Genomic DNA, 13618 nt, shown 5'->3' on the forward strand with positions numbered 1-13618 from the left:
ATCGCTGCCGGTGCCGGCCGGGTCGCCCTGTCGGGGCGCGCCGGCCGGCACCGGCAGCGATGACGAGGTTGTCGATGAGGGCGCCGCCGTCCGCGAGCGTGATGGTGGCGGGACCGGCCAGCGCGAGGCGATCGCCGCCGCGCGCGGCGGAGAAGCGGGCGAGTTCGATCCGGGTCCGATCCGCCGGCACGAGGCGGGCGGCGCCGTCGAGGTCGAAGCCCCGCGCCTTGGCGGTGAGGGTGATGTCGCTGGCGCTCGGCGTGCCCACGGCGACGAGCCGCACGGTGTCGAGGGTTTCCCCCGACACCGTGAGGCGGTCGGCGTTGACGCGCCCATCGACCACCGGGCGCGCGAGGAGGTCGCGCCCGGTGAGATCGGCGTCGAGGCGGGCAAGGCCGATGGCACCCGCGCGCAGGGATGCGCCCTTGGCACGGATCGCCGCATCCTGACGCCCGCCGGCCCGCGAGAGGGTGACGGCGGCTTCGAGGCTGCCGCCCAGGGGCCTCAACACCAGGGGCGAGAGGTCGTCGAGATTGGCGGCCGATACCGTCAGGCTTCCCTCTGTGAGGAAGGACTCGGTGCCGGCCCGCGCGTTGCCGGTGACCGCCACGGAGCCGAGGGAGAAGGCGAGGCGGTCCAACGCCCAATCCCGGGCCGCGCGGGCGAGGTGGGCGTCGGCGCGCAGGGCCTTGCCGGCGACGTCGCCCGTGAGGCGCACGGTGCCGTCGAGGGCGCCGGTGAGATCGCGCAGGGCGGTCTCCAGGCGGAGAGTCCGGATGGGGCGCCCCTGCGCGCGCAGATCGTCGCCCGTCACCGTCGCCGTCAGGTCGGGTTTCTCGAGGCTCCCGGTCAGGCGTCCATCGAGGAGGGCGCGGCCGGACAGCGTCTCATCGACGGCGGACAGATCCTTCAGGTCGACGACGAGCTTGGCATCGGCGAGGCGTGCGGTGGCGCGCCCGTCGAGGCGGGCGGTCATCTCGGCACCTTCAAGCCGGGCGCCATCGAAGGTGTAACCGTCGTAGACCTGGGCGAGGCGTCCGGTGAAGCGCGGCGCACGGCCGAGCAACCCGTCGAGGGCCGGCATGGAGAGGGCGAGCCCGTCGGCGCGGGCGTCGACGTCGGCGGTGACGGCCTTGCGGGCGGGATCACCCCCGAGCTTGGCTGTCGCGGTCAGGCTGCCGGCCAGGGGACGGCCGGCGAGATCGGAGAACGCGGCGAGATCCGAGAGCGCCGCCTCGACGGTTCCCGCGAGCGTGTTCTGGCCGAGGGTCCCCGCATAGGTCGCGCGGGCGGTCGGCCCCTCGACCTCGAACCGGGCGACCTCCACGAGGCCCGTGGGCTGAAGGGTGCCGCGCAGGGTGAGGGCGGCCCGCGATCCGATGGCGCGGCGCAAGGCCGGATCGGCGAGGGTGAGGCCCTCGACCTTCGCATCGGCGGTGAGGGCGAAGCGGCCCGATTGCGGATCGGAACCGGCGGGGAGCATGGCGAGATTCGCGTCGACCCGGTCGAGGCGATTGCCGTCGGCGCGCAGGCCGGCGGCCCTGAGTACGCCGTTCACGGCCGGACGGGCGATGGGGCCTCTCAAGCTGCCGTCGAACACGAGGCTATCGAGTTCGGCGTCGGCCGCCTTGGTGATCCCACCTTCCGTCGGCACGGCGCGGGCCGCGACGGTGAAATCCGCCACCCGATCGGCCGTGAGGGTGCCGCGCGTCTCCAGCCGGGCCGTGCGCGAGGTGAGATCGAGGCGGTCGATGCCGAAGGCGCCGCTGTCTGAAAAGCGCAACGCCCCTTCGAGCTTCGTGGTGCCCGAGAACACGGCCGCGGCCGGGCCGGGCAGCAAGCCCTCGATGCGTGAGGCGAGATCGAGGATGAGGCGGCGGTCGGTGCCGATCCGCGAAATCCGGGCCGAGCCCTTGGCACCGAGATCGGGGCCGGCATCGAAATTCAGGCGGGCATTCCAGGCGTCGAGGGTGCCGCGTCCGTCGAGGTCGAGATCGATGGCGGGCGTCCCGGGCAGATTCGCCGCCTTCGAGAGCAGGCCGCCGACGGGCTCGACCAGGGTGGTCTTCAATTCCAGGGTCTCGCCCTTCGGCACGAACAGCAGGCGGGCGGTGAAATCGCCTGCCGCGTCGAGGCGGTGGACCTTGAGATCGACGTCAAGCCCTTCGGACGGCGCGCCGAGCCGCGCCTTCCCGTCGGCGGTAAGGCGCGCAGGCTGCCCAGCGAGAGGCTCGCCGAGGACGAGTTCGGCAAGGCGGAACGCCTTCACCTCGACCTTCACGGGCAGGTCGGGCAGGAGCGAGCCGTCCGGCTCCGCCTTGGCCGAAACGGGAGCGGGCAGGGGACGGCGCAAGACCTCGAGGCGTCCGACCTCCAGGCTGTCGATCTCGAGGCGGCCCGAGAGCAGGGCGAGGCGGCGCCAGACGAGTCGCGCCTTGTCGAGCTTCAGCCAGACACCGTTGGCATCGCTGATGGCGACATCGCGGATCGTCGCGTCGGAGGAGAGAGCACCGTCCACGGCGCCGATGGCGACCTGCGAGCCGGGCGTGGAGAGGGCTTTTGAGAGCAGGCCACCGAGGACGGATTTTTCGGATTCGTCGGCGTGGGTGGGGATCGCGGGGCCGAGAACCGAGGCCACCAAGACGAGCGCCACGACGGTGCGGGCCTTTCCACCTCCTGCGGCACGGGACGCGGTCAAAGCGCGACCGATCTTTCCAAGAAACCCCATCAGAACGACTGCCCCAGGCTAATGTACAGGGCCACGGGGCGCTCGCGGTTGCCCTTGATGCGGTCCAACGGGAAGGCGACGTCGACACGGATCGGGCCGATGCCGGTGTAGTAGCGAAGTCCCAAGCCCGCCGCGTAGCGGATGCGTTCCTCGAAGTCGGGAAGGCTCGACGCGAAGGCTGTGCCGGCATCAAAGAACGGCACCACCCCGATGGTGTCCGTCACCTTGATGCGGGCCTCGAAGGAGGCTTCCAGCAGGCTGCGCCCGCCGATGGGCAGGTTGAACGGTCCGCGTGGGCCCAGCGTCCGGTAGGGGAAACCGCGCACGGAGCCGCCGCCGCCGGCGAAGAACCGGATATTGGCCGGAATCTCGTCGAGGTTCGCCCCCGAGATCGAGCCGAAGCCGATCCGGCCGGCGAGGATGTACCGGGCCTCGTCGTCGAGGGCGTAGTAGGTCGAGCCCTGCGCCTTGGCGACGAAGATCGACGGGTCAGAACCGAGGAAGCCGGCGTAGGGCGTCGCCGAGGCGATGACGCGGAATCCCTTGGTCGGGTCGAGGAGGTTGTCGGTGGAATCGTAGGACATCGAGACCGGTACGCCGACCAGCCGGTAATCGACCTTGCCCAGGGCGTCCTGCGAGCGGCCGGCCTGGCCGTCGACGCCGATCTGCGCGAAGAACGAATCGGAGAAGCGGTGGCGCAGGCCGATGGTGCCGCCCGCCGCGTCGCTGACGTAGGATTGCTGTGCCTCGCGTCCCGCGAAGAGGTTGGCAACGAGGTCGTTGCGGGTGCCCCACAGGGCAGGCTTCACGAAGGTCGCCGAGAGGCGACCGCCGAGGCCATTGGAGTCGATGCCCGCGAGCTTGCGCTGCGTCGCGTAGAGGTCGTTGCCGAGGTAGTAGATGTCGGCGTCCAGCCTCAAGGTCTCGCCGCCTCCGAACAGGTTGCGGTTGGCGTAATACGCGCGGATGCCGGGGCCATCGACGGTGGAGTAGCGCGCCGCGACGCCGATGAGGTTGTGGTCGCGCTCGGTCACATCGACGAAGATCGGCAGGTTGCCGGCTGGATCGAGGGCCTCGCCCTCGCGGACGCGGATCGACCCCAGCGCCTCGACCTTGGCCACGGAACGACGAATGTCGGCCACGGCCTGGGGCGAATACGGGTCGCCCGGTTCGGCATAGATGAATGAGCGCACCACCGCCGGATCGAGGCCGGTGGTGCCGCGGACCGTGACGTCGCCGAGGCCGGCGATGGGGCCGGGCTCGATGGTGAAGCCAACCGTCATCGTATGGGCGGTGTCGTCCACCACGGGGTCGCGCGCGACCGCCTTTGCGAAGGGGTGGCCGAGGGCGCGGAAGCGATCGACGATCCGCGCCTCGCGGGCCAGCACCGTGGCCGAGCGCGCCGGAACGTCCTCGTCCACACGGGTGAAACGCGGCGGCAGCACATCGCTGGAAAACGCGTTCCCGGCCGCATCCCGCGCGGTGACCGTCTGCAGGATGTAGAGCGGGCCGGGCTCGACGACGATCCGCACCGGCACGAGGGCACGAGCACGGGACCCTTCCGCCGCTCCGGCGGCGGCGGCAACATTGGCTTCGCCCGCCAGCGTCACGCCGTCGATGCGGATGCGCACGGTCCCCTGATAATAGCCGTACCCCGACAGCACGTTGGCGAGGCGCCGCTGATCGGCCTCGGCGCGGCGGACCAAACCCTCACCGTCCGGCGGCGCGTCCTGGCGTAGGCGGTAGAGGGTCGAGGTGTCCTGGAGCGCGCGCAGGACATCGTCATCGTCGATGCCGCTGAACTTCACGGTGTAGGGCAGGGCGCCGGCACTGGGTGCCGGCGGCTCCTCCTCCGACCCGAACAGGCCGAAGAGATCGAAGGCACGGGCCGGATGGGCCGCGAGGGCGGAGCCGGCGAGACCGAGGGCAAGCGACAGGGCGACGGGTGCGCACGCGCGCGCACGCAATCGAAAGAAGGCCAATTTCACGAACGCCGCATCCGCCCCAACGTCTCGGCAAGACCATGCCAGCGCCGCAGCGGTGCATCTCCCGGTCGCTTCGACCCCCATCCGTTCGCCGTCATCCCGCCCCCGCTTCGATGCCGGATCATTGTCATCGTCATCGCGCCGATCCGTCTTCGCACGGTCGGGCAAACCTTTACCGTTCGACCGTGCGCCTTCCCGACCGAATGCCTTGCGCCGTTGCAGACGTTCCGCGTTCGCGCGGGTTCCGAGAGGAAAGCCCGAAGCCGTCTATTGCCCGACAACGTAGCCGCCGTGCCACAGGGCGGCAACCGCCGGCGCGATCCGGGGACCTCAAGAAGCCGTGGGATGCACCACTTCCGGGCGATATCCACCGTCGCGGCACACGCGCGTCCGGTGGGGAGCCGGCATCAAAACGGGTGCCTCCGCGGGAACCTGGAAGGTGCTTCCGCCTTGTCTGGAGGTCATCGGCTTCCCACATCGATCGACTTCATTGCCGCGTCGATGGGGGTGCCCATCCTCTCGTTCGCTCAGGATTTCCGGGGATACGACTTCGATCACCATCGGCCGCCGATGGAAGCGGGTTCGGACGAGCGACTGGACCGGCGCATACGACTTCTTCTATGGACGAAAGGATCGACCATGAGCACGGGCACCGTGAAATGGTTCAACGAAACCAAGGGTTACGGCTTCATCCAACCGGATGACGGCAGCAAGGACGTGTTCGTCCACATCTCCGCCGTCGAGCGAGCCGGCATGCGCAACCTCATTGAGGGCCAGAAGGTCTCGTACGAGATCGAAAGCGACCGCCGGACGGGTAAGCAATCCGCTGGAAATCTCCAGGCCGCCTGAACGTCTGCCTCCGGCTGCCCCCGCGTGAGGCATGGATTCAACATATCGACGGGAAGCCGCTCGTCACAGGGCGGCTTCTGTTGCGTCCGGACGGTCGTTGGGGCATTGGCAGCCGCATCGACACTGCCATAACGATTCAACCGGCTTGGTTCACCCTACGGCCGCCCGCCTCGCGAGGCGCTTTCGGCCACGATACCCCACGAGAAAGGTCAGATGAGCGCCTTCGACTACCGGAATTTCGACGACCGCCGCAAGAACTCCGCCAGTGCCAAGCAGATGCTGTTGGAAAAATTCAAGGCCCGCCCACCGGCGGATGATCCGGAGATGATCGCCAAAGCGGAAGCGCGCGCCGCCGTCGCACGCGCCCGCGAGGAGCGGGCCCGCGAGCGCGAAGCCGCCCGGATCGCAGCCGAACGTCAGGCTGCGGAAGAGAAGCGTGCCCGCGAGGAGGCCGAACTCGCAGCCCAGATCGCCCGTGAGGAAGCGGAAGCCCTCGCGGCTGCCGAGCGAAAGGCTGCCGAACTGGCCGAGAAGAAGGCCGCGCGTGACGCGCGCTACGCCGCCCGTAAGGCCAAGGCGCGTCGCTGAGCGAGCGTCCCGGTCAATGAAGAAGAGGGGCCGGCGAATACGTCGGCCCCTTTTTCATGCCTGGATCGGTTCAGGCGTCGGACTCGTTCTCGGCCTCGGGGGCCTCGGTATCGCTCTGCGCTTCAACCACTTCGCCCTTCGGCTCGCTCCCGGGCTCGGCCTGAGGACCCGACTTGAACGAGCGACGCGGGGCGTTCGCCCGCTTCATCTGGACTGGCTTCTCGATGGCACCGAGCCGTTCGGACAGCTGTTTGGCGCGCTCGTTGAAATCGTTGGTCGTGCGCGACTGGGATGCACCGCTCTTGAACGCGTTCGCCACTGGGGCCTCTCCGAGTTGCCCAGGGCACGGGGTCGTGCGGGGTTGTCCGATCCCTAGCACGCTTCGCCGTCGTGGTGGGGACTATCTTCATTCCCGCGTGGGATGCAGGGCTTGCGGACGGGCGCACGTTGGGGAAACTGCGTTCGGTTCTCCACTGATCGAAGGATGATTCATCATGGCCGATGCAACCACCGAGATGGTTCCCTGCGCCTGCAGCGACTGCGTCTGCAAGGTGAAGGCCGGCACCGGGATCGAGCGGGACGGCAAGACCTTCTGCTGCGAGGCCTGCGCCGATGGCCACGCCTCGCATGACGGTTGCGGTCACTCGGGCTGCGCCTGCCACGGCTGAAACCGAACCGATGGAATGGGGCTTCAGCCGCCCCATTCCATCCTTCCCTATGCGCTCTGGACCACGGGCTTCGCCTCGTCCTTGCTCGGACCTGCCTCCGCCGTGCCCTTGCCCACCACGCCCTTGCCCACGGTGCGACGGGCCCGGAAGGCGGCGGGGCGCACCTCCGTTTCCCTCCGCTTGAGCATGGCCCGGTACTCGTCGCGGCGCTCGTGGATCGATGCGATCACCAGTCCCATGGGGACACCGACATCGACGAGAACGGCCTCCGACAGCTGAAGGGAGGCCTCGATGGTCTCCGGCACGGCGTCGTCGACGCCCATCTCGTACAGAGCCGTGGCGTGGCGCGCGTCGCGGGCGCGCGCCACGATGGTGATGTCCGCCCGCTCCGCCCGCGCAGCCTCCACGACCGCTTCCACGGCGCGGGGATTGTCGAGGGTAACGACGAGGGCCCGCGCATGGGCGATGTCGCAGCGGCGCAGAAGCTCCGCGTTCGCCGAATCGCCGAAATAGACGGGACTGCCGAGGCGGCGGTGCTCGGAGACCCGGGCCGCGTCGGCGTCGAGGGCAAGATACGGGATCTTGTGCCGGGCCAGCATCTCACCGACGAGGCGCCCGACCCGACCGTAGCCGGCGATGATCACCCGGTTCTGCTGCTTGTCCGGAACCGGCTCGGCCCGGGCGCGGCCGAGCTGCCCCCGCCCCATCCGCCTGCCGAGGCGGCGGGCGAGACCGGCGAGCGCCGGAATCGCGATCATCGTGACGGTGGTGACGATGAGCGCGGCTTGGCCGACCTCCTCCGGCACGAGGTTGCCGGCGAGCGCCCCGCCGATGAGCACGAAGGCGAACTCGCCGCCCGGCCCCAGCAGCAGGGCCGCCTCGAGGCCGACGACACGCGATAGCCGCAGGAACCGGGCCGCCGCCACGATGATCGCACCCTTGATCAGGATCAGCCCGAGGGCGAGGCCGAGGATGGCGCCCGGCGCCGACATGAGCTGAGCCGGATCGAGATTCATACCGACGGAGACGAAGAACACGCCGAGGAGCAGGCCCTTGAATGGATCGATGGTGGCCTCGATGGCCCGGCGATACTCCGTCTCGGCGAGCAGCAGGCCGGCCACGAAGGCACCGAGGGTCATGGACAGGCCGGCGGCGGCGGCGGTCAGCGCCGTCCCGATGATGACGAGGAGGCAGGCGGCCATGAACAGCTCCGGCGAGCGCGTACGCGCCACGAGCTGGAACAGGGGTCGTAGGGCGAGTCGGCCCGCCACCACGATGACCACGATGGCCACCGCCGCCTGACCGAGGGCGAAGGCGAGGGCGCCACCGACATTGGCGCCGTCGCTGCGCCCGAGCACCGCGATGGCGAAAAGGACGGGGGCGACGGCGAGATCCTGGAACAGCAGCACGGCGAAGCTCGCCCGGCCGGACGGCGTGTTGAGGCGCTTCTGCTCGGCGAGCACCGGCAGCACCACGGCCGTGGAGGACAGGGCCAGGGCGAGACCGACGATAATCGCGGCGGCAAGCGGCACGGCGAGGGCGTACAGAATGCCGCCGATCACCAGGGCGGAGGCCACGACCTGGATTGAGCCGAGGCCGAACACGAGGCGGCGCAGGATGCGCAGGCGCTCCCAGGACAGCTCGACGCCGATCATGAACATGAGGAAGATCACGCCGAATTCGGCGAGGTGCGCGATCTCGGCGCGGTTGGCGATGGTGACTGCGGACAGCCACGGATAGCTCTCAGCGAAGCGGCCGAGGCCGAACGGGCCGAGGAGGGCTCCCGCGCCGATGAACCCGAGCACCGGCGAGATGCGCAGCCGATGGAACAGCGGCACCACCACGCCCGCGGTGACGAGAAACAGGATCGCTTCCTTGTAGGAGCTGGCGTGCATGTCCGTCATGGAGGTTTGGAATTTCCTTCTCACTCGGCATGGTGAACGGCGGGTCGGCCGCCGCGATCATGCGGGGGGAGGGCCCGACGGCGCAATCGGATTGTCTCTCGGATTCGTCAATTCGCGGCCCGTCAGCGTGGCCGGGAAGACGCACCCCGCTCCGCGGCGCAAAAACGGCACAATAGCCGCTTAGGCTCGAGCTTAACGGAATGTTAAGCTCCCCATTCGTCGCGTTTCGAGACACGAGTGCCCCATGCGAAAGACGCCGCCCAGCCGGGATGTCCAGCGCGAGCGCCGGGAATGGCAACGGGAATCCGACCGTTGGGCACATGAGCGCAACGTCGAGCGGGGCTATCGCATCAAGTGGGGCTATGTCGGCATCGCTTACTTGGTGGAGGCGATGGTCATCGGCGCCTCCCTCTGGGGGGCATGGCTCTTTGCCGGCGTCTACAGCGACGGTGATTCCAAGGCGTTCTACTTCATGCTCCTGGCGCCGCTCGTCTATGCGGCAGTGGAGCTATGCCGGGTGCCGCTGGGCATCCTGGCGCGGACGCAGCGCTCCTACGTCATCCGAGCCCTCGCCATCATCGGCATCGTGTTCGCCGCTGGCGTCACCACGAAATCCGTCTCGCAGCTCGGCGAGATGATGTTCCACCCCCGCCTCATGGATGCGGCCAAGGCCAAGACCGCCCTCAAGGATGCGCAGGCGGACCGGAGTACCATCGACGGTCGGATCGCGGCTGCGGATGCCCGCGTCGCGCAATACACCACGGAACTCGACCAGATCGAGAAGCGCGCCGCCGAAAACGCGAGCCAGCTCGCTGCCCTACCGGCCCAGCGTTGCGAGCGGATCTCAGGCACCAACAGCCGGGGCCAGCGCTACTCGAACCTCAAATGCGTCACCGACCCGCGCACGGCGACCCTCAACGCCAGCGTCGCCAAGGCCGGTAGCGATCGCGCCGGCGTGACGAAGGCCCTGGAGGAGGCGCGGCATGCCCGCAGCGACCTCGACCGGGGCGCGGCCGACCGCAAGGTGGCGGATGCCGAGCAGGTCTACCGAAATTCCGTCAACCGCTCGCAGCTGCACTCCTTCACCGCCATGGTGTACGGCGTCGACCCCATCGACGTAACGGAAGCACAGGTCCACGCCTTCCTGCGCATCTTCGTGTTCGTGCCGGCCCTGTGCGCCGCCTTCGCCTCCACCATCCTGGCCCTCTGCGCCGTCTCCGTGCGCAAGACCTTCATGGACGAGGACGATCTCGGCGCCACCGTCGATCCGGCGGCGACGCCCTACATGCTCGAATCGATCACCGACGCCCTGCGTCAGGAGATGGGCTTCGGCCAAGCGAAACCCACGCGTGAGGCGCCCGAACCTCAGCGCGAGGCGCCCGCAGCCAGCGGCGCGGTGATTCCCATCGATCGGCGGCCGACCCAGGCCGTGCTGCCCGCCAGCGCAGGAGCCGGCGCATGAGCATCCACACCACGGGCACGCCGGAGAACGTCGTCCTCGCCCAGAACGTCAACGGGCGTTTGCGCGCGGAGACGAAGATCATTGCCGCCCGCGCCTTCCTGTTCCGCGCGCTTGGGTTCGGGGCGTTCTCTGCTCTGGGCGGGATCGGGCTCGGAGCGGCTTCCTACGGCTACGCGTATATGAACCAGTTCGACACGGCGGCGGAAAAGATCGCCGCCGCCATGCAGGCGGCCCTCTCCGACGTCACCCTGAAGACCAAGGGCGAGGTGACCCTCACGGACAACGTGCTGAAGCTCGAAGGTGGCCTGCCGAAGGCCGGCGGCGCGCCGACCCCAACGAAAGCACAGCTCGGCAACGACGCGGCGCCCGCCTCGAAGGCCATCGTGAACACCACCTTCACGGTGTTCAAGCAGGTGCCCTACATGGACGGCCAGATCGTCACCGGCTGGAACTTCAAGGCCAACGAGGACCAGCCGTTCCAGCAATATTGCTACTTCTCCCGCCGCACCAACGAGGCCAAGGGTCAGGTCGAGATCAAGATCGATCTCGCCATGGACGGCAAGACCCTGCCGCAGCCGCAGAAATCCGACGTGAACCTCGCGATCCTGGCGTCGAACTGCGTGTGGCACGACGGGAAGACGTTGTGATGCATGCCCCCGATCAGTCCGGCCGGGGGGTCTCGGCATCCCGCATCGGGTTGAGATAGGGTAGACCGGCGAAATCCCGCTCGTTGTCGGTGACGACGAGACAGCCGTGGACCTCCGCGACGGCAGCGACGATCATGTCGAGGGCACTGCGCGGGCGTCCTTCGCGGCGCCCCTTGGCCATCAGGGCGGCCCAAGCGAGGGCGGCCACGCCGTCGAAGGGCAGGACCCGGCCAGCGAAGAGAGCCTGCGGCCCTTCGGGTCCCGAGAACCACGCCTCAAGCCTGTCGCGCCTGCGGCCGGCCGGCAGTTCGAGGAGGCCGCGCCGGATCTCGGCCACAGTCAGGGCACTGATGAAGAGATCGGCGTCGGCCCGCTCGCCCATCCAGGCAACGAGGGCGGCGGAGGGGATCGGCTTGACGAGATTGCTCAGAACATTGGTGTCGAGGAGGTAGCGCGTCACAGGTCTGTCCTGCGGCCAGATTCGAGCGGGCGCGCGAGCTCGAGATCGAGTCCGACGAGGGGCGAACGCCGCAGGGCGGCGAGGATGCCCCCCGTCTTTTTCGGTTCCGCGTCCAGCACCCCGGTGAGGACCGTCCGCAGGCGGGCGGCCTCAGGGCCATCCTCGCTGAGACGCCGGGCGAGGGACCGGATCAGCGTTCGATCCGCATCGAGTCCGAGAACCTCGAAGCGCGCGATGCCGCGCTGGGTGAGGCGAGTCCGATAGGCGCGGAGCGCCCGCTTCTGAGACGCGTTGTCCATGGTCAGCCTCCGCGATATAGCCTGACATATAGCCGGTGCGTCCGAACGCAACAACGCGGCCCCGGTGCCGCCCCCGCACCTTTCATCCGCAATGTCGTCCACGGATTCCATTCCATGCGTTTTTCCGGCACCGCCGCCTACGTCGCGACCTCCGACCTCACCACCGCCGTCAACGCCGCCATCGTGCTGGAGCGGCCGCTGCTGGTGAAGGGCGAGCCCGGCACCGGCAAGACCGTGCTGGCCGAGGAAATCGCCAAGGGGCTGGGCGCGCCGCTCCTCACCTGGCACGTGAAGTCCACCACCAAGGCGCAGCAGGGGCTCTACGAGTACGACGCCGTCTCGCGCCTGCGCGACAGCCAGCTCGGCGATCCGCGCGTGTCCGACATCGGCCACTACATCCGCCGGGGCAAGCTGTGGGAGGCATTCACGGCGCCAGAGCGGCCGGTGCTGCTCATCGACGAGATCGACAAGGCCGACATCGAGTTCCCCAACGACCTCCTGACCGAACTCGACCGCATGGAGTTCCACGTCTACGAGACCGGCGAGACGATCCGCGCCGCGCGCCGGCCCATCGTCATCATCACGTCGAACAACGAGAAGGAGCTGCCCGACGCGTTCCTGCGCCGGTGCTTCTTCCACTACATCCAGTTTCCCGACGCCGAGACGTTGAGGGCCATCGTTGAGGTCCACTATCCCGGCATCAAGCACCGCCTCGTCGAGGAGGCCCTGCGCGTCTTCCTCGAGACCCGCGCGGTGCCGGGCCTGAAGAAGAAGCCCTCCACCTCCGAATTGCTCGACTGGCTGAAGCTCCTCGTGTCGGAGGATGTCAGCCCGGAGACCCTGCGCGAGCGCGACGGCCGCAAGCTGATCCCGCCGCTCCACGGCGCTCTCCTGAAGAACGAGCAGGATGTGGGCCTCTTCGAAAAGCTCGCCTTCCTGATGCGGCGGGAAGGGCGCGGCAGCTGACGCCCCCTGGCCGAATCCGGCCGGCCGGACCAGATAGCGCCCATCGCCGCCCATCCCCAGCAGCGGACCCCCCCATGAAGATGAAAAAGCTCGGCCGTACCGGCCTCGACGTCTCGCCGCTCTGCCTCGGCTGCATGACCTACGGCATCCCCGAGCGCGGTCCCCACCCCTGGACCCTGAACGAAGAGGCGAGCCGCCCGCTGCTGCGCAAGGCGGTGGAAATGGGCATCAACTTCTTCGATACGGCGAACTACTATTCCGACGGCACCAGCGAGGAAATCGTTGGCCGGGCCTTGAAGGAGTTCACCCGCCGCGACGACGTGGTGATCGCCACCAAGTGCTATTACGGCTTGAGCGATCGTCCCAATGCCGGCGGCCTCTCGCGCAAGGCGATTTTCGCGTCCGTCGATGCCAGCCTCCAACGCCTCGGGACCGATTACGTCGATCTGCTGCAGATCCACCGCTGGGACTACGGCACCCCCATCGAGGTGACCCTTGAGGCGCTCCACGACGTCGTGAAGGCCGGCAAGGCGCGCTACATCGGCGCCTCGTCGATGTACGCGTGGCAGTTCGCCAAGGCCCTGTTCCTCGCCGACCGCCACGGCTGGACCCGCTTCGCGACGATGCAGAACCACTATAATCTCCTCCACCGCGAGGAGGAGCGCGAGATGCTGCCGCTCTGCGCCGATCAGGACATCGCCGTGCTGCCCTGGAGTCCCCTGGCGCGCGGACGCCTGACCCGTGACTGGGACGCGTCGAGTGCGCGCCAGGACAGCGACCTCGTGGGCAAGCGCCTCTACGACGCCACGGAGGCCGCCGATCGCGCCGTGGTCGAGGCGGTCGCCGCCATCGCCGCCGCGCGCGGCGTGCCCCGCGCCCAGGTGGCCCTCGCCTGGGTCGCCCAGAAATCCCCCGTCACGGTGCCCATCGTCGGCGCCTCGAAGCCCGGCCATCTCGACGACGCCGCGGCGGCCCTGGACCTCGCCCTCACGCCCGAGGAGATGGCGACCCTGGAACGGCCCTACGTCCCGCACGCCGTCGTGGGCTTTAACTGAGGATTCG

At 68.8% G+C, this 13618-nt stretch carries 13 protein-coding genes; 7 read left to right on the top strand and 6 right to left on the bottom strand.

Features of this window, described 5'->3' with window-relative positions; translation table 11 throughout:
• Window positions 1-2728 (bottom strand): translocation/assembly module TamB domain-containing protein (locus MFF01_RS10705; RefSeq protein ID WP_505744255.1); only part of this gene is annotated, 2728 nt, incomplete at its 3' end.
• Window positions 2728-4665 (bottom strand): autotransporter assembly complex protein TamA, encoded by a 1938-nt coding sequence (locus tag MFF01_RS10710; RefSeq protein ID WP_238225125.1) that lies wholly within the window; start codon window positions 4663-4665, stop codon window positions 2728-2730. The genes MFF01_RS10705 and MFF01_RS10710, both read right to left, overlap by 1 nt.
• A 687-nt stretch (window positions 4666-5352) precedes the next feature.
• Here MFF01_RS10710 and MFF01_RS10715 point away from each other — a divergent pair.
• Together MFF01_RS10715 and MFF01_RS10720 are read left to right on the top strand one after the other, a co-directional pair.
• Window positions 5353-5562, top strand: a complete 210-nt coding sequence (locus MFF01_RS10715) for a cold-shock protein (protein ID WP_238225046.1) — start codon at window positions 5353-5355, stop codon at window positions 5560-5562.
• Between the two features lie 213 nt (window positions 5563-5775).
• On the top strand, window positions 5776-6150 hold the full coding sequence (locus MFF01_RS10720; RefSeq protein WP_238225048.1) for a DUF6481 family protein: 375 nt from the start codon (window positions 5776-5778) through the stop codon (window positions 6148-6150).
• 70 nt (window positions 6151-6220) lie between these two features.
• Here MFF01_RS10720 and MFF01_RS10725 read toward each other — a convergent pair whose 3' ends face one another.
• Window positions 6221-6469 (bottom strand): hypothetical protein, encoded by a 249-nt coding sequence (locus MFF01_RS10725; RefSeq protein WP_238225049.1) that lies wholly within the window; start codon window positions 6467-6469, stop codon window positions 6221-6223.
• Between the two features lie 175 nt (window positions 6470-6644).
• Here MFF01_RS10725 and MFF01_RS10730 point away from each other — a divergent pair, with 175 nt between their 5' ends.
• Window positions 6645-6818 carry a metallothionein gene (locus MFF01_RS10730; RefSeq protein WP_238225064.1) on the top strand — a complete coding sequence of 58 codons (174 nt, stop codon included), beginning with the start codon at window positions 6645-6647 and terminating at the stop codon, window positions 6816-6818.
• 47 nt (window positions 6819-6865) lie between these two features.
• On the opposite strand, the gene MFF01_RS10735 is transcribed toward MFF01_RS10730, so the two are convergent.
• Window positions 6866-8722, bottom strand: a complete 1857-nt coding sequence (locus MFF01_RS10735) for a cation:proton antiporter domain-containing protein (protein ID WP_238225066.1) — start codon at window positions 8720-8722, stop codon at window positions 6866-6868.
• Between the two features lie 244 nt (window positions 8723-8966).
• Between MFF01_RS10735 and MFF01_RS10740 the strand changes: the two genes are divergently transcribed.
• Together MFF01_RS10740 and MFF01_RS10745 are read left to right on the top strand one after the other, a co-directional pair.
• On the top strand, window positions 8967-10184 hold the full coding sequence (locus MFF01_RS10740) for an ATPase (RefSeq protein WP_238225068.1): 1218 nt from the start codon (window positions 8967-8969) through the stop codon (window positions 10182-10184).
• Window positions 10181-10831 (top strand): hypothetical protein, encoded by a 651-nt coding sequence (locus MFF01_RS10745; protein WP_238225071.1) that lies wholly within the window; start codon window positions 10181-10183, stop codon window positions 10829-10831. Before MFF01_RS10740 ends, MFF01_RS10745 begins: the two co-directional genes overlap by 4 nt.
• A gap of 13 nt (window positions 10832-10844) precedes the next feature.
• Here the strand turns inward: MFF01_RS10745 and MFF01_RS10750 are convergent, their stop codons facing one another.
• On the bottom strand, window positions 10845-11291 hold the full coding sequence (locus tag MFF01_RS10750; RefSeq protein WP_238225073.1) for a PIN domain-containing protein: 447 nt from the start codon (window positions 11289-11291) through the stop codon (window positions 10845-10847).
• Window positions 11288-11590 (bottom strand): hypothetical protein, encoded by a 303-nt coding sequence (locus MFF01_RS10755; RefSeq protein ID WP_238225075.1) that lies wholly within the window; start codon window positions 11588-11590, stop codon window positions 11288-11290. The genes MFF01_RS10750 and MFF01_RS10755 overlap by 4 nt, the downstream gene beginning before the upstream one ends.
• A gap of 114 nt (window positions 11591-11704) precedes the next feature.
• On the opposite strand from MFF01_RS10755, the gene MFF01_RS10760 reads away from it, so the two are divergent.
• Window positions 11705-12556, top strand: a complete 852-nt coding sequence (locus MFF01_RS10760) for an AAA family ATPase (RefSeq protein ID WP_238225077.1) — start codon at window positions 11705-11707, stop codon at window positions 12554-12556.
• Between the two features lie 74 nt (window positions 12557-12630).
• A complete protein-coding gene (locus MFF01_RS10765) occupies window positions 12631-13611 on the top strand; it encodes an aldo/keto reductase (RefSeq protein ID WP_238225080.1) in 981 nt (326 codons plus the stop codon).
• The last annotated feature ends 7 nt before the right edge of the window (window positions 13612-13618 follow it).

Source organism: Methylobacterium adhaesivum, assembly GCF_022179065.1.
GTDB lineage: Bacteria > Pseudomonadota > Alphaproteobacteria > Rhizobiales > Beijerinckiaceae > Methylobacterium > Methylobacterium adhaesivum.